Source organism: Burkholderia sp. TSV86 (assembly GCF_001522865.1).
Classification (GTDB): Bacteria; Pseudomonadota; Gammaproteobacteria; order Burkholderiales; family Burkholderiaceae; genus Burkholderia.
Genome location: NZ_LOWB01000075.1, coordinates 1 through 23387, shown reverse-complemented (window position 1 = coordinate 23387; position 23387 = coordinate 1). Strand labels below are relative to the sequence as shown.

Sequence of the window (23387 nt, the reverse complement as noted above, 5' to 3'; positions counted from 1 at the left end):
CCCCCACGATAGATCCCGCTCGCCGGCCATGCTTGCCGCTGCGGCGCATCGAGCGCGCAATCTCGAACCAGATGGAGAGTCACCCATGACTGCAACGACAGAAGTCGCGCTATCGGCCTCGGTGAAAGTCGACGGCGAGCGTTTGTGGAACAGCCTGATGGCACTCGCGAAAATCGGTGCGACGGAAAAAGGGGGCGTTTGCCGGCTCGCGCTGACCGATCTCGATCGAGCGGGCCGTGATCTGATCGTCGGCTGGGCGAAGGAAGCCGGCTGCTCGGTGAGCATCGATCGCATGGGCAACGTGTTCATGCGCCGTAAGGGCCGCAACGATGCGTTGCCGCCTGTCATGACCGGCTCGCATGCCGATTCCCAGCCGACGGGCGGCCGCTTCGACGGCATTTACGGCGTGCTCGGCGGCCTGGAAGTGATTCGGACTCTGAATGATTTGGGTATCGAGACCGAGCGGCCGATCGAAACCGTCATCTGGACCAATGAGGAAGGCTCGCGTTTCGCGCCCGCGATGGTGGCCTCGGGCGTGTTTGCCGGCGTGTTTTCGCTTGAATATGGCTTGTCGCGTCAGGATGTCGACGGTAAGACGATCGGCGAGGAATTGGCGCGCATCGGTTATGCGGGCGATCTGCCGTGCGGCGGCAGGCCAATCCACGCGGCTTTCGAGCTGCATATCGAGCAAGGGCCGATTCTGGAGGCGGAGGACAAGACGATCGGTGTCGTCACGGACGCACAAGGGCAGCGCTGGTATGAAGTCGTGCTGAGCGGCCAGGAGGCGCATGCCGGCCCGACGCCGATGCCGCGTCGCCGCGATGCGCTGCTCGGCGCGTCGCGCGTCGTGCAGCTCGTTAATGAGATCGGCTTACATCATGCGCCGCTTGCGTGCGCGACGGTCGGGATGATGCAGGTACATCCTAATTCGCGGAACGTGATTCCGGGGCGCGTGTTTTTCACGGTCGATTTCCGTCATCCGCAAGACGATGTGCTCGCGCAAATGGATGCGCAGTTGCGCGACGGCATTGCGCGGATTGCGGCCGACGGCAAGCTCGATGCGCAGGTCGATCAGATCTTCTATTACGCACCCGTCGCTTTCGATGCCGGCTGCGTGCGCTCGGTGCGCGCGGCGGCGGAACGTTTCGGCTATACGCATCGCGACATCGTGTCGGGCGCCGGGCATGACGCGTGTTATCTCGCGCAGGTCGCGCCAACGTCGATGGTGTTCGTGCCGTGCATCGGCGGGATCAGTCATAACGAAATCGAAGACGCCACGCCCGAATGGATTGCCGCGGGTGCGAACGTGCTGCTGCACGCGATGCTCGAGCGCGCATCCGAGCCTGGCTGATCGCGCGCCGCGTTTTTGTCGAAAAGAAACGGATGTCCGGCGGCATCCGCCGCATCGGCGGCGGATGCCGGGCCGTCGTGCGCCCGGCGTTTCACCTCACCATAAACAGGAGTCCCCATGTCCTGGAAGGAAATAGGCGATGTCGCCGCGGGCCGCTTGCCGGCCGCGCAGCTCGCATGCAATTTTGCGGACGTCGCGCCGCCGCTGGATACAGGTGCTGCACGGGTCGCCGCGGATCGCTGCCACTATTGCTATGACGCGCCTTGCGTTGCCGCGTGCCCGACCGGGATCGACATTCCCGGCTTCATTCGCAAAATCGGTAACGGCAACCTACGGGGCGCGGCGCGTGACATCTTGTCCGCGAATCCGCTCGGCGGGATGTGCGCGCGCGTTTGCCCCACGGAGATTCTGTGCGAAGGGGCGTGTGTTCGGCATCATCAGGATGGCGAACCGGTTGAGATCGGTGCGCTGCAACGGTATGCGACGGACTGGCAACTCGCGCGCGAGGCGGCCGGCGAGAAGCCGCTGTTCGAGCGCGCCGCTCCGAGTGGCAAGCGTGTCGCGGTGATCGGCGCGGGGCCGGCCGGGTTTGCGTGCGCGCACGGCCTCGCGCGCGCGGGTCATGACGTCGTGATCTTCGATACGCACGGCAAGCCGGGCGGGCTCAACGAATACGGAATCGCCGCCTACAAAACGGTCGACGGGTTCGCGCAACGCGAGGCCGCATGGCTGATGTCGATCGGCGGGATCGAATGGCGCGCGAATCAGACGCTCGGGCGCGAGCTGACGCTCGATGCGCTGCGCGCCGAATTCGGCGCGGTATTCGTTGGTGTCGGACTCGCCGGCGTGAACGCGCTGCGCATAGAAGGCGAAGCGCTCGACGGCGTAATCGATGCGGTCGATTTCATCGCGCGGTTGCGGCAAGCGGACGATCTGTCGCAAGTGTCGGTCGGCCGGCGCGTCGTCGTGATCGGCGGCGGCAATACGGCGGTCGATGCTGCCGTGCAGAGCCGCAAGCTCGGCGCGCTGCAAGTGACGATCGCGTATCGCCGCGGCACGATGCAGATGAGCGCGACCGGCGCGGAGCGCGAGTTCGCGCAGCGTAATGGCGTGACACTGATCGAATGGGCGAGGCCGGCCCGCATCGTGGGCGACGGCGGCCGTGTGAGCGGGGTCGAATTCGACGCGATGCGCGCGACTCCGGCTGGTGGCGTTGAGCCGACTGGCGACACGTTCCGGATCGACGCGGACGTCGTGCTGAAGGCGATCGGCCAGCGCTTCGAGCCCGGCGGCCTGGCGGCGCCACTCGCGCTCGACGGCGGCCGGATTGCCGTGGACGCGCAGGGCGCGACATCGCTGCCAGGCGTCTGGGCGGGGGGCGATTGCACGAACCATGCGGGCGAAGACCTGACCGTGCAGGCCGTCGAGGACGGCAAGCGCGCCGCGCGGGCAATCGATCGTTTTCTGCGCGGTTGATTCTGCCTGCGCTCCGGTAGCGCACCCGACGATTTTCCGAAACAAGAAGGAGATGACGATGGCCGATCTTCGTTGCACGCTTGCCGGCATCCGTTCGCCGAACCCGTTCTGGCTCGCGTCGGCGCCGCCGACCGACAAGGCATACAACGTGAATCGCGCATTCGAAGCCGGCTGGGGCGGCGTCGTGTGGAAAACGCTCGGGCTCGATCCGCATGTCGTCAACGTCAGCTCGCGATACGGCGCGGTTCATTACAACGGCCAGCGGCTTGCGGGTCTGAACAACATCGAACTGATCACCGACCGGCCGCTTGACGTGAATCTGAAGGAAATCGCGCAAATCAAGCGCGATTGGCCGGACCGTGCGTTGATCGTCTCGTTGATGGTGCCATGCAACGAGCACGACTGGAAATCGATTCTGCCGATGGTTGAGGATACGGGCGCGGATGCCGTCGAGCTGAATTTCGGATGTCCTCACGGAATGAGCGAGCGTGGAATGGGTGCGGCGGTCGGTCAGGTGCCCGAGTACGTTCAGATGGTCACGGGCTGGGTCAAGGAGGGCAGCCGCCTGCCGTGCCTCGTGAAGCTCACGCCGAACATCGCCGATATCCGGCTTGGCTCGCGAGCGGCGCATGCGGGCGGCGCCGACGGCGTATCGCTGATCAACACCATCAATTCGATCGTCGCAGTCGATCTCGATTTGATGGCACCGCAGCCGAGCGTCGATGGCAAGGGCTCGCACGGCGGCTATTGCGGGCCGGCGGTAAAACCGATTGCGTTGAACATGGTCGCCGAGATCGCACGCGATCCCAGCACGCCGAACCTGCCGATTTCCGGAATCGGCGGCATCTCGAACTGGCGCGACGCGGCGGAATTCATCGCGCTTGGCGCCGGGTCGGTTCAAGTCTGCACCGCAGCGATGCATTACGGATTCCGGATCGTCGACGATATGATCGACGGGCTGTCGAATTGGATGGACGCGAAGGGCTACGCGACGCTCGACGATTTTCGCGGCCGTGCGGTGCCGAACGTGACCGACTGGCAGTACCTGAACCTGCGCTACGACGTGAAGGCGCGCATCGATCAGGATCGCTGCATTCAGTGCGGGCTGTGCCATATCGCGTGCGAGGACACGTCGCATCAGGCGATTACCGCGACGAAAGACGGCCGCCGCCATTTCGAAGTCATCGACGAGAACTGCGTCGGGTGCAATTTGTGCTTGCATGTGTGTCCGGCCGACGGCTGCATCACGATGGAGCGCGTCGATTCGGGCACCTACGCGAACTGGACCACGCATCCGAACAATCCGGCGCGTGCCGCGTAGATGCCCCATTTTGCGGCAGCCGGCCTGCCGGCTGCCGATCCGACAAGGAGAGCGGTGCAATGAGTCATCCTGCGGTTCCCGGCGACGCGCGGATGCCGGCCGGCGCGCTCATCAACGACGACCTCGCGCCGACGAGCGCCGCGCAGCGCACGTGGCGCTGGCAGCATTTTGCGGCGCTATGGGTCGGGATGGTGATGAACATTGCGTCGTACATGCTTGCGGCTGGGCTGACCGATCAGGGGATGTCACCCGCGCAGGCGGTGTTGACGGTATTGTTAGGCAACCTGATCGTGCTTGTGCCGATGGTGCTGATCGGCCACGCAGGCGCGAAGTACGGGATTCCGTATGCGGTGCTCGTGCGCGCTTCGTTCGGCACGCAGGGCGCCAAGCTGCCCGCGCTGCTGCGCGCGGTTGTCGCATGCGGCTGGTACGGCATTCAGACCTGGCTCGGCGGCAGTGCAATCTACACGCTGCTCAATATCCTGACCGGCAACGTGCTGCACGGTGATGCGTTGCCGCTTGCCGGCATCTCGGCAGGCCAACTGGCGTGCTTTCTCGGCTTCTGGGCGTTGCAGCTCTACTTTGTCGTGCATGGCACGGAGTCGATCCGGTGGCTCGAAAGCTGGTCTGCGCCGGTCAAGCTCGTGATGTGCGTGGCGCTCGTCTGGTGGGCGTGTGCGAAGGCGGGTGGCGTCGGCACCATGCTGTCGCAACCGTCGCAATTTGCCGCGGGCGGCAAGAAGGCGGGCCAGTTCTGGGCGACCTTTTGGCCCGGCTTGACCGCGATGGTTGGTTTCTGGGCGACGCTCGCGCTCAATATTCCGGATTTCACCCGTTTCTCGCGCAGCCAGCGCGATCAGATGGTCGGCCAGGCGATCGGCTTGCCGGTGCCGATGGCGCTGCTATCGGTGATCTCGGTGGTCGTCACGTCGGCGAGCGTCGTGATTTACGGCAAAGCGGTTTGGGATCCGATCGATCTTGCGAGCCGGATGGAAGGCGTGGGCGTCGGCATCGCGCTCGTGATCCTGACGCTCGATACGATGTGCTGCAATCTCGCCGCGAATCTCGTCGGCCCTGCTTATGATTTTTCGAGCCTGTGGCCGCGCGCGATTTCGTACCGGACAGGCGGCCTCATTACCGCCGCGCTTGCGATTCTGATGATGCCGTGGAAGATTCTCGCAACCACGGATGGCTACATCTTCACTTGGTTGATCGGCTATTCGGCGCTGCTCGGACCGGTCGCGGGAATCATGATGGTCGATTATTTCTGGATCCGGCGCACGCGGATCGACACCGCGCAACTGTTCGACGAGCATGGCGACTATGCCTACGCTGGCGGCTGGAATATCGCGGCACTCGCGGCGCTCGTGCTCGGCGTGCTGCCTAACCTGCCGGGCTTTTTGCACGAGGCATTTCCGGCGGCGTATGCCGGCGTCGCGCCGTGGTTCAAGCTGCTTTATACGTATGCGTGGTTCGTCGGGCTCGTGGTTGCCACGTGCGTGTACGGCGTGTGGATGACGCTGGCGCGCCGCGCGAGGCCGGTGCTCGCATGAACGGGGCTGCCGTTCTCGCGACGCGCGGGCGGTATTCTGCAATGCACAGGACAAGGAGACAAACATCATGACGATATTGATCCGGGGCGGCACCGTCGTCGATGCGGACCGCAGTTATCGCGCGGATGTGCTGTGTGCATCCGCGGCCGAGGGCGGCGTGATCCGCCAGATCGGCCCCGACCTCGACGTGCCGGCGGGGGCGAGCGTGGTTGACGCGGGCGGCCAGTTGGTGATGCCGGGCGGCATCGATCCGCATACGCATATGGAGTTGCCGTTCATGGGCACGACCGCGAGCGACGATTTCTACACAGGCACTGCGGCCGGGCTGGCCGGCGGCACGACGACGATCATCGATTTCGTGATCCCCAATCCGAAAGAGCCGCTCATCGATGCGTTCAAAAAATGGCGCGGCTGGGCGGAGAAAGCCGCCGCCGATTACGCTTTTCACGTTGCGGTGACGTGGTGGGACGACAGCGTGCATCGGGATATGGGCGTGCTCGTGCACGAGCACGGCGTGTCGAGCTTCAAGCACTTCATGGCGTACAAGAACGCGATCATGGCCGATGACGAGATCCTCGTGAACAGCTTCTCGCGCGCGTTCGAGCTAGGCGCATTGCCGACTGTTCATGCGGAGAACGGCGAACTGGTGTTCCGGTTGCAGAAACAACTGCTTGCTCGCGGAATCACCGGGCCACAAGCGCACCCGCTGTCACGGCCGCCTGCTGTTGAAGGCGAGGCCACGCATCGCGCCATCCGGATCGCGCAGGTGCTGGGCGTGCCGGTTTATATCGTTCACGTGTCGGCCAAGGACGCACTCGATGCGATCACCCGCGCGCGTGCCGACGGTCTGCGTGTGTTCGGCGAAGTGCTCGCCGGGCATCTCGTGGTCGATGAGTCCGTGTATCGCGATTCCGACTGGATGCGCGCGGCGGCGCATGTGATGAGCCCGCCGTTTCGCACGCAAGAACATCGCGACGCGTTATGGCGCGGCTTGCAGGCGGGCAATTTGCAAACCACGGCAACAGACCATTGCGTGTTCTGCGCGTCGCAAAAGGCGATGGGCCGGGACGATTTCAGCAGGATTCCGAACGGTTGCGGCGGCGTGGAGGACAGAATGTCGATTCTGTGGGATCAGGGTGTCAATACAGGGCGCCTGACGCCGAATGAGTTCGTTCGTGTGACGTCGACGAACGCCGCGCAAATTTTCAATCTGTACCCGCGCAAGGGTGCGGTTGCCGTGGGGGCGGACGCCGATCTCGTTGTCTGGGATCCGAATGCGGCGCGCACGATCTCGTCGAAAACGCATCATCAGAACGTCGACTTCAATGTATTCGAAGGAATGACCGTGCGCGGGGTGGCGACCCATACGTTGTCGCAGGGCGAGCTTGTGTGGACGGATGGCGATTTGCGCGCGCAGCGTGGAGCGGGACGTTATTTGAAGCGGCCAGCCAATGCGCATTATTTCGATGCGCAGCGCGTGCAAAACCGACTGCGCGAGCCGCAGCCGGTCGATCAATAGCGATGCGATGAATGTGCGCGCGCGTCAACCACGTCGGGCGACGAGTGCGGACACCGTTTGCGCAGCTTCGAGCAGTGGCTCGACGAATGCCTTCACCATCTGCTTGGCGGTATGCCGTTGCGCGTTGCCGCTGATGTTCATCGCGGCGATCGTCTGGCCGCGTCGATTGCGAATCGGCGCCGACAGCGAGATCAGGCCGACTTCGAGTTCCTGGTCGACGAGCGCCCAGCCTTGGCTGCGCACTTGCGCGATGGCGCTCTTCAGCGCATTGGGATCGGTGATCGTGCGCGGTGTGTAGGCGCGCAGCGTGCTTTGCGCGAGCGTTTCGTCGAGCTTCGCATCATCGAGCGAGGCGAGCAGCACGCGGCCCATCGACGTGCAATACGCAGGCAACCTGGTGCCTATCGATAGGTTGATCGTCATGATCTTATGCGTCGGCACGCGCAACACATAGACGATCTCGGTGTGATCGAGCACGGCTGCCGAGCAGCTTTCATGGATGCGCGCCGATAGCTGCTCCATCACCGGCTCTGCGAGATTCCAGAACGGCATCGAAGTCAGATACGCGAACCCGAGATCGAGGATTTTCGGCGTCAGCCGGAACAGGCGGCCATCTGCCTCGACGTAGCCGAGCGTTTGCAGCGTCAACAAGATGCGCCGGGCGCCCGCGCGCGTTAGGCCGGTCGCGGCAGCGACCTCGGTGAGCGTCTGCTCGGGATGCTCCGTGTCGAACGCGCGGATCACCGCGAGACCACGCGCGAACGATTGGACGTAGGAGTCGCCAGGTTTGGCCGGAAGATTTGTACTCATGATGGGTGGATACGGTGTGCAGCCAAGAAGATTAGCGCATGGGGTCGGGTTGCGCCAACTTGGTGCCGGGTGGGTGCCGATTCTGGCCGGTTATTTGTCGGCAGGCGGCCGCTGGGCCGGGCGACGATGCCATGCGACCCGCGTGGCGGGCAACAACGGCAACGAAGATGGAGCGCAGGCCGGAAGAGGCAAATGGCGAAGCCCGCTTCGAGATTCGAGCGAGTTAGCGTGCACGGTGCGGGTTTTACTGTAATTCCGGGGGCGACTGACGAATGCCTTTCACCGGCCGCACGCGCTGCCGTTTGTCACGGAGTTGTCATTTCGCCGATTGGCCAAATGCGGCGAGCCGCCCGCCGAATGCCCGGCAGGGCTTCGGGGGCGGCTCGCCATTGCCCGGGGTGTAGGTCCCCGGTTAGCCCTTCGTCGCCGACAGTTGCCCTTTCGGATTGGTCAGCCACTTGTTTGCGTTGACCACCAGCGTATTCGTATTGTCGAGCAGTGTGCTCAACGAATCACTGTTGATGGAAAACGTCCCGCCGAGCAGGTTGAACGTTCCGTCGATCAGGTTAGCCCCGCCGTTGATTTGGATGCATTGTTTCATCGATAACGTTTGCATTATGAAGTCCCCTCGTGGATTGCAACGTAAAAGCGCGGCATCCCCGCCGCGATGCTTGCGGCCTCAGCTGCGTGCCGTATATGCAGTGCGGCCATGGCCTAATGCGTTTCAAACGCTCAGCGTGTAAAAGTTTCCATGATTGAATACGGAATACGCTGCGCAGTCCTAATATAGCGCGGCCGACTATTTCGCAATATCAGTTTTTCCCGCAGTAGTCGAATTTTTCATCTAATCCCGCGTGCGTTACGTCTGCCGATGCAATCGATGTGATCGATACGTTTGTAAAGCATGATGGCCGTGCGGCGCGGCTGCCTTGCTTGACGGAACCCCGAGCGGTCCTTATGATCTTGAAAGACGTTCGATTAACGATCTAAAGTTCGTATAAAGAACAAATGCCGGTGTGAGCGGCGCCGATGATTGCCGCTGCACTGGCTCGCGCAATCGGATTTCACCGGAGACGAACATGACCGAAGCATTCCTGTGCGATGCGATTCGCACGCCGATCGGCCGCTACGGCCGCTACGGCGGCTCGCTGTCCGCCGTCAGGGCCGACGACCTTGGCGCGGTGCCGATCAAGACGCTCATCGAGCGCAACCCCGATGTCGATTGGGCGGCGGTGGACGATGTGATTTACGGTTGCGCGAACCAGGCGGGCGAAGACAACCGCAATGTCGCGCGGATGTCGTTGTTGCTCGCCGGCTTGCCGCAAGACGTGCCGGGCGCGACGATCAACCGCCTCTGCGGCTCCGGCATGGACGCGATCGGCATTGCCGCACGCGCGATCAAGGCGGGCGAGGCTGGCTTGATGATCGCGGGCGGAGTCGAAAGCATGAGCCGCGCGCCGTTCGTGATGGGCAAGGCGACGAGTGCGTTTTCGCGTCAGGCTGAAATCTTCGATACGACCATCGGCTGGCGTTTCATCAACCCGTTGATGAAGCAGCAGTACGGCGTCGATTCGATGCCGCAGACGGGCGAAAACGTTGCCGAAGACTACCGCGTGAGCCGCACCGACCAGGATGCGTTCGCGCTGTGCAGCCATCAGAAGGCACTGCGCGCGCAGCAGGACGGCACACTCGCGCAGGAAATCACGCCGGTAACGATCCCGCAGAAAAAGGGCGACCCTGTCACGGTTTCGCGCGACGAGCATCCGCGCGAGACGTCGCTCGAAGCGCTCGCGAAGCTCAAAGGCGTCGTGCGCGCGGACGGCACGGTGAGCGCGGGCAACGCGTCGGGCGTAAACGACGGCGCATGCGCGCTGCTCGTCGCGAGCGAGGACGCCGCGCGGCGTCACGGGCTCGTGCCGCGCGCGCGCGTGCTCGGGATTGCGACGGCGGGTGTTGCGCCACGCGTGATGGGCATTGGCCCCGCGCCCGCGACACAGAAGCTGCTCGCACGGCTGGGCATGACGCTCGACCAGTTCGACGTGATCGAGTTGAACGAGGCCTTTGCATCCCAGGCGCTCGCGGTATTGCGGCTGCTCGGCGTCGCGGACGACGATCCTCGCGTGAATCCCAATGGCGGCGCGATTTCGCTTGGGCACCCGCTGGGCGCATCCGGCGCGCGGCTCGTGACGACCGCGACGTACCAGTTGCAGCGCACGAAGGGCCGTTATGCGCTGTGCACGATGTGCATCGGCGTCGGTCAGGGCATTGCGATCGCGATCGAGCGGGTCTGATTCGCACTGGCGATCGCGTTTTTATCGAAGCGGCCCGTGCTCGCAAGAGCACGGGCCGTTTTCCTTTTGGCTTGCCGCGGCATTTCGACGTGTTTTCCGCAATCAAGCGAATTACTGTAAGTGCGTGAATATTTTATTTTTAAAATCGCCACGTAATTCGTTGAGAATGATTTGATAAAAATCAGAAAAATCCGGTCGGTTTACATTAAATATTCAAAAATTGTCGGCCAAAGGCGTCGGCGGAGGATATGGGAGGCGAGTGATATTCAGCGCATCCTTTGCTCCGTTTTCGACGGCCTTTGTTGAGCGATTGACAAAAAATCCCAAAAGAAGGCCGATCGGAATTCCAACAACGGAGCGCGCATGCGTCACAACCAACCTGTCACTCAACATGAATTCGAGTTTCCGCACGATGCGACGCTAATGTCGACAACTGATTCGCACGGCCGTATCGCGTATGCGAATGCGATGTTCGTCCAAGTCAGCGGTTTTTCGGGTGACGAGCTTATCGGTCAGCCGCACAACGTCGTCAGGCATCCTGACATGCTGAGCAACGCGTTTGCCGATATGTGGTCGACGCTGCAAGGCGGCGAGCCGTGGAGCGCGCTCGTCAAGAATCGCCGCAAGAACGGTGACCACTACTGGGTGCGCGCGAATGCGGTGCCGGTAATACGGTACGGGCAGACGCAAGGCTATATGTCGGTGCGCACCAGGGCGTCGCGCGACGAGATTGCCGCCGCCGAACAGCTTTATCGCGACTTTCGCGACCAGCGCGCCGGCAGCCGGCGTTTTTACAAGGGCTTGATCGTGCGCGGCGGGTGGCTGCGCGTGACATCGCTGTTGCAGACGATGTCGGTGCGCGTGCGGGTTCTTTTGCCGGTAGTGGCGCTCGTGCCGACGATTGCCGGCGCTGCGTGGGTGGCCGGCGTGCCGAGCGCGATGCTTGCGCAGCTTGCCGGCGCGACGCTTGGCGGCGTGGCGCTGGCCGCATGGTGGCTCGATGCGCAGATCGTCCGGCCATTGCGCGCATTGCGCCAGCAGGCGCTCGATGTCGCGACCGGCGCGAACCGGGACGGCGTGCAGATGAACCGGGCCGACGAAATCGGCATGACGCTGCGCGCGGTCAATCAGCTCGGGCTGATGTTTCGATGGCTCGTCGACGATATCAGCGAGCAGGTGCTGAACGTACAGCGCGCGATCAACGAGATCGCGCAAGGCAACGACGATCTGAGCACACGCACCGAGCAGGCGGCGACGAACGTTCAGCAGACGGCCGCGTCGATGACGCAGATGACGGCGGCGGTGTCGAGCAACGCGCAAACGGCGATGCATGCGAACTGGCTGTCGGCGTCGGCGAGCGAGGCGGCGCAGCGCGGCGGGCAGGCCGTGCGCGAAGTGGTCAGCACGATGGGGGAGATTACGGCGAGCGCGCGGAGGATCTCGGAGATTACCGGCGTGATCGATGGCATCGCGTTTCAGACCAACATCCTGGCATTGAACGCGGCCGTCGAGGCGGCTCGCGCGGGCGAACGGGGGCGGGGCTTCGCGGTGGTCGCGGGCGAGGTGCGTGCGCTCGCGCAGCGCAGTGCGAGTGCGGCCAAGGAGATCAAGGCGTTGATCGGCGCGAGCGTCGAACAGATCGCGTCGGGCGCTCAAACGGTCGACGACGCGGGCAGGACAATGGACGACATCGTCGCGCAGGTCGATCACGCGGTCGTTCATCTGGACGACGTCACGCAGCACAACGCGGCGCTCGTCGAGCAAAGTGCGGCGGCCTCGGCGAGCCTCAGGCAGCAGGCGACGCTGCTGGCCGATGCGGTCAGCGTGTTTCGTTGAAGGCGCACAACGGGTGTGAAGCGGCGGGAAACGTTGTCGAGGCTAGGCGGCTAGGGAATGTGATGGCGTGATGGCGGCTCGCGTGCATTGTTTGCCGTTTCGCGGTGGTTCGCATCGACACCGCGGTGTAATTCGTGAGCCGAATGTTTCGGGCTGACGATCACCAAGGCAGCATGCGAGTGCTTTCAGACGAGTCAGCTCGCGGCGCGGCGAATGGACGCATCTTCCCGTTGGACTCGCTCGTCAGCGACGGGCCGTTCCAACCGGCGGCGAGCCGCGCCGCCTCATCGATCTGGCGTTGCCCTTCGGTTGAGTCGCCGAGCGAGATCCGCGCGCGGCCGGCCTCGAGCAGCAGGAATGCACGGTTGATTTCTTCGTCGCCGTGAGCTTCGATGACTTTCAGTCCGCGTTCGGCGGCGGCCAGCGCCTCCCGAGGCTGCCCGAAGCGGGCGTGGGCGAACGCGCACAGATAGTGCGCGCGCTCTTCGTCGATCCAGGTTCCCGCGCGCCGCCACAAGTCGCGGCACAAACGCGCGCCATGCGCGATGGCATGCTGGATCGCGTCGCTGCGCTCGAGTGTCGTACCGTCGACGTCCAGCAGCGCGGAAACGGTATTGTTCAATCCAGCGGCGAGCATCGCATCGGCAGCGCTGCGCTCGTGTTGCGCCTCGAGCCAGCCGAATGCCGTCGACAGCGCGGCCGCGCCTTGCTCCGAGCGCGGCCGCGAAGCGCGGCGGGGTTGTCTGCAAGGATTTCAGTGCGACGGCTCATCGAGCGCGGCGGCACGCCGTCATATCGCAACGCACATGTACTTGATCACGACGTAATCGTCGATTCCATAGTGCGAGCCTTCGCGTCCGAGCCCCGATTGCTTGACGCCGCCGAACGGCGCGACTTCGTTCGAGATCAGCCCGGTGTTGATGCCGACCATCCCGTATTCGAGTGCCTCCGAGACGCGCCATACGCGGCCGATGTCGCGGCTGTAGAAGTACGCGGCAAGGCCGAACTCGGTGTCGTTCGCATAGCGGATCGCTTCGTCTTCGGTCGAGAACTTGAACAGCGGCGCGAGCGGCCCGAACGTCTCTTCCTTTGCGACCTTCATGTCGGACGTGACGCCTGTCAGCACGGTCGGCTCGAAAAAGCCATGGCCGAGCGCGTGGCGCTTGCCGCCCGCCGTGACGCGCGCGCCTTTGGCGAGCGCGTCCGCGATGTGCGATTCGACCTTCTGGACCGCCGCCTCGTTGATGAGCGGCCCCTGCATGACGCCCGCTTCGGTGCCGGGGCCGACCTTGAGTTTCGCGGCGGCCGCGGCCAGTTTTTCTGCGAACGCGTCGTAGACTTTCTCGTGCACGTAAAAGCGGTTCGTGCACACGCAGGTCTGCCCGCTGTTGCGATACTTCGACGCGATCGCGCCTTCGACTGCCGCATCGAGATCCGCGTCGTCGAATACGATGAACGGCGCATTGCCGCCGAGTTCGAGCGAAACCTTCTTGACCGTGGACGCGCATTGCGCCATCAGCAGACGCCCGACCGGCGTCGAGCCGGTGAACGACAGCTTGCGCACGACCGGGTTCGACGTCAGTTCGCCGCCGATCTCCTTCGGATCGCCGGTGACGACGCTGAACACGCCCGGCGGCACGCCCGCGCGCTCGGCCAACACGGCGAGCGCGAGCGCCGTGAACGGCGTCGCCTCGGCCGGCTTCACGACGATCGGGCAGCCGGCCGCGAGCGCCGGCCCGACCTTGCGCGTGATCATCGCCGCCGGGAAATTCCACGGTGTGATCGCCGCGCATACGCCGATTGGCTCCTTCGTCACGACGATCCGGCGGTCGGCGGCCGGCGTCGGGATCGTGTCGCCGTACACGCGTTTGCCTTCCTCCGCGAACCATTCGAGAAACGCCGCCGCATAGACGATCTCGCCTTTCGCTTCCGTGAGCGATTTGCCTTGCTCGGTGGTGAGGATCAGCGCGAGATCGTCGGCGTGCGCGACCATCAGGTCGTGCCAGCGGCGCAGGATCGCCGCACGCTCTTTCGCGGTGCGCTTGCGCCACGCTGGCCATGCAGCGTTTGCCGCGTCGATCGCGCGGCGCGTCTCGGCCGCGCCCATCGCGGGCACCGTGCCGAGCAGTCCGCCCGTTGCCGGATTGCGTACTTCGAAGCTGCGGCCGCCGTCGGCGGCTTGCCATTCGCCCGCGATGAACGCGCGTTCGCGCAGCAGCGCGGGATCTTTCAGTGCGAGGGTTTCGTGATCTGTGCTCATCGTATGTCGACCATATTCGAAAAAACGGGCGCCGCCGCACGCAACATGCGCGGCGGGGCCAGGCGCGGCGCGCAGGCGGCGGTTTCAGGGCAGCGTCTGCGCGAAAGCGCCGCTGCGGCATCGGCAGCCGGGTTGCCGCGGCGCGCAGCGCGCCGCCCGTTGTGCGCGGCGCGGAAAACTCAGGCGGGCACGCCCACCGTTTCCTTCAGCACGCTCTCGAGAATGCCGAGCGCTTCGTCGAACACGGCATCCGGGATGGTGAGCGGGAACAGGAACCGTATCACGTTTGAATCGACACCGCAGATCAGCAGCAGCAGGCCGCGCTCGAGCGCGAGCGTCTGCACGCGCTTGGCGAACGCGGCGTCCGGAGCGCGCGTATCCGGATTGGCGAACTCCGCCGCGACCATCGCGCCCGGGCCGCGCACGTCGGCGATCTGCGGGACTTCGGCCGACAGCGCGGCGAGCTTTGCCTTCAGCCTGTCGCCTAGCACGCCCGCGCGCTCGGTGAGCTTTTCGCCGTCGATCACATCGAGCACCGCATGCGCGGCCGCGATCGCGAGCGGATTGCCCGCGTAGGTGCCGCCGAGGCCGCCCGGCGCCGCCGCGTCCATCACGTCCGCGCGGCCGACCACGCCCGACAGCGGCATCCCGCCGGCCAAGCTTTTCGCGATCGTCAGCAGATCGACAGAGACGTCGTAGTGCTCCATCGCGAACAGCTTGCCGGTGCGCGCAAAGCCCGTTTGCACTTCGTCGGCGATCAGCAGGATACCGTGCGTGTCGCACAGCTTACGCAGCGCGCGCACGAAATCGGCGGGCGCCGGATTGAAGCCGCCTTCGCCCTGCACCGGCTCGAAGATGATGGCAGCGACGCGTTTCGGATCGATGTCGGCCTTGAACAGCGTGTCGAGCGCGGCGAGCGAATCGGCGGTGGTCACGCCGCGCAGCGCGTTCGGGTACGGCGCGTGGAACACGTCGCCCGGGAACGGGCCGAAGCCGAGCTTGTACGGCGCGACCTTGCCCGTCAACGCCATGCCCATCATCGTGCGGCCGTGGAAGCCGCCTGCGAACGCGATCACGCCCGGCCGGCCGGTATGTGCGCGGGCGATCTTCACGGCGTTTTCGACGGCTTCGGCGCCTGTCGTGAAGAACGCTGTTTTTTTCGGCTGCGCAATCGGCGCGCGTGCGTTGATCTTCTCGGCAAGCTCCACATACGACGCGTATGGGACGATCTGGTACGCGGTGTGCGTGAACTGCTCGAGCTGCTCGGCGATCGCCTTCACGATCTTCGGATGGCGGTGGCCCGTGTTCAGCACGGCGATGCCCGCGGCGAAATCGATGAAGCGGCGGCCCTCGACGTCCCACAGCTCGGCGTTTTCGGCGCGCGCGGCGTAAAAATCGCACATCACGCCGACGCCGCGCGGCGTCGCGGCGTTCTTGCGGGCATGCAGTTCGGCATTTTTCACGGTTGTCTCTCCTGGTGACTGGAATACGCCGCCGGCGACGGCCGACGGCTGGCACGTCTTGCCGGCGTGCGCGTTGAAGTGACTATAATCAAATTTGGCTCTGCAAATTAGAGCCATTTTGATAAATTTAAAGGAGCCAATTATGCGGGTGAGCGTGCTGACGGACTGGCTCGCGCAGCGTCTCGTGCGCGGCACTGCGCAGCCGCCGATTTATCGGCAACTGCACCGGCTGCTGCAGCAGGCAATCCTGACCCGCGAACTGCCGGCGGGCGCGCGCATGCCGTCGTCGCGGCTGCTCGCGACCGAACTCGGGATTGCGCGCAACACCGTCACGCAAGTCTACGAGCAGCTTGTGCTCGAAGGCTACGTGACGTCGGCGACGGGGCGCGGCACGTTCGTCGCGGACAGCGCGCCCGACGAGATCGTCGGCGAGCCGCTGACCGGCGTTGCCGGCATGGCCGGCGCGGCCGCCGCCGGGGCCGAGACCGGCGGGGCGGGATTCGCCCGTTCGCTGTCCGCGCGCGGTGCGCGGCTCGTCGGCGGCGCGGGCGTGTCGAAGCGGCAGGGCGGCGCGTTCATGCCAGGCGTGCCGGACGTCTCGCGCTTCCCGGCGCGCGTTTGGACCCGGCTGCACAACAAGTATTGGCGGCGTTTGCATCCCGAGTTGCTGACCTACGCGCCGGGCGGCGGCCTGCCGGCGCTGCGCGAGGCGCTGGCCGACTATTTGCGCACGTCGCGCTCGGTGCGCTGCACGCCCGTGCAGATCATCGTGACAACCGGCATCCATCAGTCGATCGATCTCGCGGCGCGCTTGTTGACAGATCCGGGCGACGCGGTCTGGACCGAGGACCCGTGCTACTGGGGCGTGCGCAGCGTGTTGCACGTATCGGGGCTGACCACGCGGCCGATTCCTGTCGACGACGAAGGCATCGCGCCCTCGGCCGACGATTTCGCCACGCCGCCGAAGCTGATGCTCGTCACGCCGTCGCATCAGTATCCGCTCGGGATGGTGATGAGCCTCGCGCGGCGGCGAATGCTGCTCGAGTACGCGCGCCAGCATCGCGCATGGATCATCGAGGACGATTACGACAGCGAATTCCGGTATGGCAGCCGCCCGCTCGCGTCGCTGCAAGGGCTCGATACGGCGGGGCAGGTGATTTACGTCGGCAGCTTCAGCAAGACCCTGTTTCCGGGGCTGCGGGTGGGCTATCTGGTGGTGCCGGAGCCGCTCGCGGAAAGTTTTGCCACCGCGAGCGCCGAGCTGTATCGCGAAGGGCAGCTTTTGCAACAGGCGGTGCTTGCCGAATTCATCGCCGAAGGCCATTTCGTCTCGCATATCCGCAAGATGCGCACGCTGTACGGGCAACGCAGGCAAACGTTGCTCGACGCGCTCGCGCGCCGCTACGGCGACGAGCTGCCCGCGGTGGGCGGCGACGCCGGGCTGCATCTCGTGATGCGTCTGCCCGACGGCGCCGACGATCGCGCGCTCGCGCGCGCGGCGCTCGAGCGCGACATCGTTGTGCGCGCGCTGTCAGGCTATTACGCGAATGCGCGGCGCGCGGCTGCCGGATTGTTGCTCGGCTATGCGTGCGTGCCGGAGGACGAGATCGCGCGGGCGTTCGATATGCTGTCGTATGCGATCGACGAGACGGTGCTTGGGCGTGGGTGCACGGCGGCTTGAGCGTCGCGGGCCGCGCGGCTTGCTGTCGCGTGCGGGCGGGGCGCCGCGATCGGCCCGGCGCGATCGCGTGCCAATGCGCGCCGAGACGGCCGACGCCAAATTGCCGATAATAGAGCGCTTCGCCCGTCTCCCAATCCTGCGATGACCGATTCCAACCGATCCGATGCGGCCGCCGCGCCGCGCCTCACGAGCCTTTCTCACGGCGGCGGCTGCGGCTGCAAGATCGCGCCCGGCGTGCTGTCCGAATTGCTCAAGCGCAATACCGCGCCCGCGTTGTTTCCCGATCTGCTCGTCGGCATCGAGACGTCCGACGACGCGGCCGTCTATCGCTTGAACGACGAGCAGGCAATTGTTGCGACGACCGATTTTTTCATGCCGATCGTTGACGATCCGTTCGATTTTGGCCGGATCGCCGCCACCAATGCGCTGTCCGACGTTTATGCGATGGGCGGCAAGCCGATTCTCGCGCTCGCGCTCGTTGGCATGCCGATCAACGTGCTGCCGCACGAGACGATCGCCGAAGTGTTGAAGGGCGGCGAGGCGGTGTGCGCGCAAGCGGGTATTCCGATCGCGGGCGGGCACTCGATCGATTCGGTTGAGCCGATCTACGGGCTCGCGGCGCTCGGCATCGTGCATCCGCAGCGCGTGAAGCGCAACGCGGCCGCGCGCGCGGGCGACGTGCTCGTGCTCGGCAAACCGCTGGGCGTCGGCGTGCTGTCGGCCGCGCTGAAAAAAGACCAGCTCGACGCCGACGGCTACGCGCAGATGATCGCCGCGACGACGAAGCTCAACCGCCCCGGCACGGCGCTCGCCGCCCTGCCGGGCGTGCATGCGCTGACCGACGTGACGGGCTTCGGCCTGCTTGGCCATGCGCTCGAACTCGCACGCGGCGCGGGGTTGACCGCGCGCGTGCGTTACGGCGCGCTGCCGTGGCTGGCGGGCGTCGAACGGTTCGCGGCGGCTGGTATGTTCACGGGCGCGTCCGGACGCAATTGGGCAGCCTATGGCCGCGACGTCGGGCTCGGCGCCGGCTTGCCCGCTGTCGCGCAGGTGCTGCTTACCGATCCGCAGACCTCGGGCGGCTTGCTCGTTGCGTGTGCACCGGAATCGGTCGACGACGTGCTCGCATGTTTTCACGACGACGGTTTCGATCGCGCCGTGGTGATCGGCGAGATGATCGACGGGCCGGCATGCGTTGACGTGCAGTGATGCCGTTTGCCTAACCGGCGTGGGCACTGGCACGTGCGGGCCGGCACGTGCGCGTGAGCCGCGCGCGCGGGCGCCCGGATTCCACCGGCAAGACGCCATCGTACCGGCTCCTCGTGGCGAGCCCGGGCCCCCGGCACTGCCCTGCGCCGTTCACGCATCGATATTGAAGCCCTATACTGCGCACGCAGTTGCCGAACTCCGTTCTTATCCAACTTACTCAAATCAAGGAACGTTCATGTTGACTCGCTCGATACTTTCCGCAGCTGTCTTCTCGCTCGCTGCGTGCGCGACGGCGCCGTCCATCGCGCACGATAGCGACGACGCGTCAGCCGATGCCCGCGCGCACGGCTATCCGGTGAAGGTGATGATCGTCACGATGTTCGGCCCTGAAGGGCAGGCTTGGCTCGACAAGCTTGGGCCGTGGAAGGACATCAAGGTGGCCGGTTTGTCGCCGGACTATCCGGCTGTCCATTGCAACAAGGACGACGTGTGCGTCGTCACGACGGGCATGGGTTACGCGAACGCCGCGTCGACGATCATGGCACTGACGTTCTCGAACCGCTTCGATTTGCGCAAGACGTACTTCCTGATCTCGGGCATTGCAGGCGTGAATCCGAAGCAAGGCACGCTCGGCACTGCCGCATGGTCGAGATATCTGGTCGATTTCGGCTTGCAGTGGGAAATCGATGCGCGCGATATTCCGTCGACCTGGAACAGCGGCTATCTCGGCATCAACACGAAGAGCCCGAACGACAAGCCGCCGCTCGACTATCGCACCGAAGTGTTCCAACTGAACGGCAAGCTGACGGATGCCGCTTATGCGTTGTCGCGCAATGCGGTGCTCGCGGACAGCGCGCAAGCGCAAGCGGCGCGCGCGAAATTTAACTACGCGCCTGCGAATCAGGTGCCCATGGTGACGCGTTGCGACACGCTATCCGGCAACACGTGGTTCTCCGGCACGAGGCTCGGCGAGCGCGCCGAACAGTGGGCGAAGATCCTCACCGACAACAAGGGTGCGTACTGCATGACGGCGCAGGAGGACAACTCGTCGTTCGAGGCGCTCAAGCGCGCGGAGAGCGTGGGCCGTGTCGACACGTCGCGCGTCGCGGTGTTGCGCACCGGCTCGGATTTCGACCGCCCATATCCGGGGCAGACAGACGTCGACAATCTATTGAATTACGCGGATCAGGGCGGCTTCACGCTCGCCACGCAGAACTTGTATCTCGCGGGCAATCCGCTCGTGCAGGATATTGTCAAGCACTGGGGCGACTGGAAGAACGGCGTGCCGGCCCGTTGACGCTTGCCGCGCGCATCGATGCGCGCTGATCAGCGGCGGGTGCGCTTGAGCGGAACGGTTTCCAGATGGGCGTGTTGTCGTCCCAATGATCGAGTGGCGACGGAATCGGTTCGTTCATGATCGTGATCTGACGCTGGCCAATGCAGTGAACGGTATCTGATGGACATGGCGCCGCGCATCGGTTTCGATGCGCGGCGTCATGCGTTTACCGGCCTGCGCCGGCAAGCTGATTAGCGTTCGGATCAGGCCGGTATGCGCGTTGCGCGAGTTCGATGCCGGGCGCGCCGGGAGGCGCGTATGACATCGATTTGCGTAGCGCGGCCAGTGTGCCGTCGCGCTGTGCGCGCTCGAGTTCGGCTTGCACGTCGGCGCGTGTGCGCGGGCCTGGTTCGTCGCGCGACGCATTGATGTAATCGCCTGCGTGGCCGGTAACGTTATCGGTGGCGAAGGCCGGCGCGGTGGCGGCAAGCGCGACCGCGGCGATGGCAAGCAGACTGCTGCGTTTCATGTGCAACTCCTGTCGATTCGATGCGCACGTTCGAAATGGTGCGGTGCGCGACAGGTTGTAATTTAGGACTAGTTGCGTGAGTGATAAATGGCATTGTCGCGAATTGATTTGTCGCGAGAATCGAACAATCGATGCCGTTGGCGGTGGTAGGGGTACGGCTGCGAGAGGCGTGCGCCGGTGCAGACCGTCACGTTTTAGCCGTCACCGCGGCTCTCGCGGCGCACGCGAGGGGGCTGTCGCTCAGTCAGCTACTCGGTTAGCCGCTCAATCAAGCCGCTCGATCGGCGGCACGCGCAAGCGCTTGCGCGGCGGCCGCGCCCGATGGATATGCCGAAGGGGCAGCACACGGCAGCCCCGCTTCGCGCATGCACCGGCATGTGCGCACGCAACTCGATTGTTTTGCGCGCGTCGCGCGCCGAATGCTGTGCTGTCGTCATGATGGTCATCACCGCAGGCCGTTCTCCACACGCCACCCGCCGCGCGCTCGAACGCCTGCCTGCCGGCACGTTCGCATTATGTCTGTGCGATTCACGCCACCCACTCGTTCAGCACCGGCGTATCGAGAGACGGCGCGCGCTCGGCTTCCTCGAACGTGCGCTTGCTGCAAGCGGCATCGAGCCCCTTGCGTCCGCTCAACAACGGGCAGCGATCGAAGATCTCGGCGACCCAGTCGACGAATACGCGCACCTTCGGTGACAGATGACGGCTGTGAGGATAGACGACCGAGATCGGCATCGGCAGCGGCCGGTAGCCGGTCAGCACCTCCTTCAGCGTGCCGTCGCGCAACTGCGGCAGCACCATGAAGAGCGGTGGCTGAATCAGCCCGAAGCCCTCGACGCCGCAGGTCACGTAAGCGTCCGCGTCGTTGACCGACACGAGCCCGTTCATCTTCACCTCAACTTCCTTGCCGTCGATCAGGAACGCCCAATCGATGTTGCGCCCGGTGCGGCTCGAAAAATAGTTGACGGCTTTGTGTCCGGCAAGTTCGTCGATGGTGCGCGGCTCGCCATACTTCTCGAGATACTCGGGCGACGCGACCGTCGTTCCCTCGAACAGCCCGACGCGCCGTGCGACGAGCGACGAATCCTGCAGCGCGCCGACGCGGATCACGCAATCCACTCCCTCCTGCAGAAGATCGACGGGCCTGTCGGTAAGCCCCAGTTGCAGGTCGATATCCGGGTAGCGCGTGTGGAATTCGCACAGCGCGGGGATCACGATCAGGCGTCCGATCGAGCCGGGCATATCGACTCGCAGTTTGCCGTGCGGCTTACGGTTGTTGACCTGAAAACTTGCTTCGGTCTCCTCGACATCCGCGAGAATGCGCACGCAGCGCTCGTAATAAGCGGCGCCGTCGGGCGTAAGCGACAGGCGGCGCGTCGTGCGGTGCATCAGCCGCACGCCCAGGAAGGATTCCAGATTCTGGATGATCGTTGTCACCGACGCGCGCGGCAGCCCGAGCGTCTCGGCTGCCTTGGTGAAGCTGTTCGTATCGACGACGCGCGTAAATACCTGCATGGCCTGCAGCCGATCCATCACTACCTCCGCGATTGACCCCCTAACGACCAAAGGCCGCGACACCATGCGAGTGACGCAGCCAACAATTGTTCAAGGGAAGTGAATTGTGTTGCCGGATTATAGGCATTTATCCGGATGTTTGCCGGACCGAGAATGCGATCCATCTTGAAATGGATGCGCGATGCCGCGCACGCTCACTATGGACGCATTCGACTTTCGCCGCCTGAGCCCCGCCCGCGCGAGCGCCGACAAGACGCTCGCGCGCCCGGCACTTGCGGTATCGGAGATTGTGATCGCAGGCTATGCGCAGGACATCAGCTTGCGTTTATACCGGCGTCCCGATAAGTCCTTAATGCCAGTAGTGCTTTATTTTCATGGCGGCGGTTTCGTGCGCGGCTCGCTCGACGACGCCGATCGTGCCGCGCGCTACCTCGCCGAGCAGGTGCCGGCGCTCGTCGTATCGGTCGATTACTCGCTTGCGCCGCGCCATCCGTTTCCGGCCGCGCCGGAGGATGCGTACTGCGCGGCGCGCTGGGCCGACGCCCGTGCCCGCGCATTCGGCGGCAATCCGCGCAAGATCGCCGTCGCCGGGCACGACGCGGGCGGCCATTTGGCGAACTGTCTGTCATTCATTGCGCGCGATCGCGGCGAAATTCACATCGCCGCGCAGGCGCTGTTTGGGCCGATGCTGGACCCAAGCATGACGCGGCTCGCCGATGCAACGCGCTTATCGTCTGACATTACTGCGCGGGAATGTGCGGCGTGCTATCGCGCGTATCTGCCGCAGCCCGCGCAGCGGATGCATCCGTATGCGGCGCCGCTCGAGTCGGCGCGCCTTGCCGGGCTGCCGCCAACACTCGTTGCAACCGCGCAAAACGACGTGTTGCACGTCGAGGCGGAGAAGTACGCGAGTTGTCTGATCGAGGCCGGCGTGCTGACGCAGGTAATCCGCTATCGCGACGTCTCGCATGCGGCGCTCGCCGATCACGCGCCTGCGTTGCAGGAGGCGGCCCGGTTTCTCCACTGCCGTTTTGGCGCAGGCGTGCCGGGCTGACGTTTGCCGGCGTTTCATTCGAATTCGAGCAACCAACCGAACAACTTGGAGATTTTTTTCATGGCTATTTTGCGTACTCCTCATTCGCGGATCGCCGCTGCGGTGCTTGTCGTCGTTGCGGCCGGGCTTGGTGCGTTCGGCGCGATCCGCGTGAACGCGAGCAGTGCCGACAAGGCGCAGGCGCCGCTGACGGAAGTGGACGTGGCCGGCGTGCTGTCGAAGACGGTAACGGATTGGCAGAGC

18 protein-coding genes and 1 pseudogene are annotated in these 23387 nt (G+C 64.6%); 12 read left to right on the top strand and 7 right to left on the bottom strand.

Annotated features, from left to right (window positions below; genetic code table 11):
* The first annotated feature begins 85 nt into the window (after positions 1-85).
* The 5 genes from WS68_RS12250 to hydA all read left to right on the top strand — a co-directional run bounded on the left by WS68_RS12250 (position 86) and on the right by hydA (position 7220).
* Positions 86-1351 carry a Zn-dependent hydrolase gene (locus tag WS68_RS12250; RefSeq protein WP_059571067.1) on the top strand — a complete coding sequence of 422 codons (1266 nt, stop codon included), beginning with the start codon at positions 86-88 and terminating at the stop codon, positions 1349-1351.
* A gap of 117 nt (positions 1352-1468) precedes the next feature.
* Positions 1469-2827 (top strand): NAD(P)-dependent oxidoreductase, encoded by a 1359-nt coding sequence (locus tag WS68_RS12245; protein ID WP_059571066.1) that lies wholly within the window; start codon positions 1469-1471, stop codon positions 2825-2827.
* A 58-nt stretch (positions 2828-2885) separates the two neighbouring features.
* On the top strand, positions 2886-4148 hold the full coding sequence (gene preA / locus WS68_RS12240) for an NAD-dependent dihydropyrimidine dehydrogenase subunit PreA (RefSeq protein WP_059571240.1): 1263 nt from the start codon (positions 2886-2888) through the stop codon (positions 4146-4148).
* A gap of 59 nt (positions 4149-4207) precedes the next feature.
* Positions 4208-5701, top strand: a complete 1494-nt coding sequence (locus WS68_RS12235) for an NCS1 family nucleobase:cation symporter-1 (protein ID WP_059571065.1) — start codon at positions 4208-4210, stop codon at positions 5699-5701.
* A 67-nt stretch (positions 5702-5768) separates the two neighbouring features.
* A complete protein-coding gene (gene hydA, locus WS68_RS12230) occupies positions 5769-7220 on the top strand; it encodes a dihydropyrimidinase (protein WP_059571064.1) in 1452 nt (483 codons plus the stop codon).
* A 24-nt stretch (positions 7221-7244) separates the two neighbouring features.
* Here the strand turns inward: hydA and WS68_RS12225 are convergent, their stop codons facing one another.
* A complete protein-coding gene (locus tag WS68_RS12225; RefSeq protein WP_059571063.1) occupies positions 7245-8030 on the bottom strand; it encodes an IclR family transcriptional regulator in 786 nt (261 codons plus the stop codon).
* 412 nt (positions 8031-8442) lie between these two features.
* Entirely contained in the window at positions 8443-8646 is a 204-nt protein-coding gene (locus WS68_RS12220; RefSeq protein WP_059571062.1) for a hypothetical protein, read from the bottom strand.
* A gap of 463 nt (positions 8647-9109) precedes the next feature.
* On the opposite strand from WS68_RS12220, the gene pcaF reads away from it, so the two are divergent.
* Positions 9110-10321, top strand: coding sequence for a 3-oxoadipyl-CoA thiolase (gene pcaF / locus WS68_RS12215; protein WP_059571061.1), 1212 nt, complete (start codon positions 9110-9112; stop codon positions 10319-10321).
* 363 nt (positions 10322-10684) lie between these two features.
* Positions 10685-12157, top strand: coding sequence for a methyl-accepting chemotaxis protein (locus tag WS68_RS12210; protein ID WP_059571060.1), 1473 nt, complete (start codon positions 10685-10687; stop codon positions 12155-12157).
* A gap of 160 nt (positions 12158-12317) precedes the next feature.
* Here the strand turns inward: WS68_RS12210 and WS68_RS12205 are convergent, their stop codons facing one another.
* From WS68_RS12205 to WS68_RS12195, 3 genes are all read right to left on the bottom strand, one after another.
* Positions 12318-12779: a hypothetical protein gene (locus WS68_RS12205; protein WP_156429482.1), complete on the bottom strand. Its 462-nt coding sequence runs from the start codon at positions 12777-12779 to the stop codon at positions 12318-12320.
* Between the two features lie 168 nt (positions 12780-12947).
* A complete protein-coding gene (locus WS68_RS12200; RefSeq protein ID WP_059571058.1) occupies positions 12948-14417 on the bottom strand; it encodes an NAD-dependent succinate-semialdehyde dehydrogenase in 1470 nt (489 codons plus the stop codon).
* Between the two features lie 179 nt (positions 14418-14596).
* Positions 14597-15880 carry a 4-aminobutyrate--2-oxoglutarate transaminase gene (locus WS68_RS12195; RefSeq protein ID WP_059571057.1) on the bottom strand — a complete coding sequence of 428 codons (1284 nt, stop codon included), beginning with the start codon at positions 15878-15880 and terminating at the stop codon, positions 14597-14599.
* Positions 15881-16022: 142 nt separating this feature from the next.
* Between WS68_RS12195 and pdxR the strand changes: the two genes are divergently transcribed.
* The 3 genes from pdxR (at position 16023) to WS68_RS12180 (ending at position 20067) form a co-directional block, all read left to right on the top strand.
* Positions 16023-17561: a MocR-like pyridoxine biosynthesis transcription factor PdxR gene (pdxR, locus tag WS68_RS12190; protein WP_059571056.1), complete on the top strand. Its 1539-nt coding sequence runs from the start codon at positions 16023-16025 to the stop codon at positions 17559-17561.
* Positions 17562-17702: 141 nt separating this feature from the next.
* Complete coding sequence (gene selD / locus WS68_RS12185; RefSeq protein WP_059571055.1) at positions 17703-18770, top strand: selenide, water dikinase SelD; 1068 nt, start codon at positions 17703-17705, stop codon at positions 18768-18770.
* 235 nt (positions 18771-19005) lie between these two features.
* Positions 19006-20067: a purine-nucleoside phosphorylase gene (locus tag WS68_RS12180; RefSeq protein ID WP_059571054.1), complete on the top strand. Its 1062-nt coding sequence runs from the start codon at positions 19006-19008 to the stop codon at positions 20065-20067.
* Between the two features lie 205 nt (positions 20068-20272).
* Here the strand turns inward: WS68_RS12180 and WS68_RS12175 are convergent, their stop codons facing one another.
* Both WS68_RS12175 and WS68_RS12170 read right to left on the bottom strand, forming a co-directional pair.
* Positions 20273-20575, bottom strand: a complete 303-nt coding sequence (locus WS68_RS12175; RefSeq protein ID WP_059571053.1) for a DUF4148 domain-containing protein — start codon at positions 20573-20575, stop codon at positions 20273-20275.
* Between the two features lie 528 nt (positions 20576-21103).
* Entirely contained in the window at positions 21104-22108 is a 1005-nt protein-coding gene (locus WS68_RS12170) for a LysR family transcriptional regulator (protein ID WP_059512826.1), read from the bottom strand.
* Positions 22109-22289: 181 nt separating this feature from the next.
* Here WS68_RS12170 and WS68_RS12165 point away from each other — a divergent pair, with 181 nt between their 5' ends.
* The gene (locus tag WS68_RS12165; RefSeq protein WP_059571239.1) at positions 22290-23144 is read left to right on the top strand and encodes an alpha/beta hydrolase; all 855 of its coding nucleotides are present in this window, start codon (positions 22290-22292) and stop codon (positions 23142-23144) included.
* Between the two features lie 60 nt (positions 23145-23204).
* Positions 23205-23387, top strand: a pseudogene (locus tag WS68_RS27625) (efflux transporter periplasmic adaptor subunit); the annotation flags it as partial.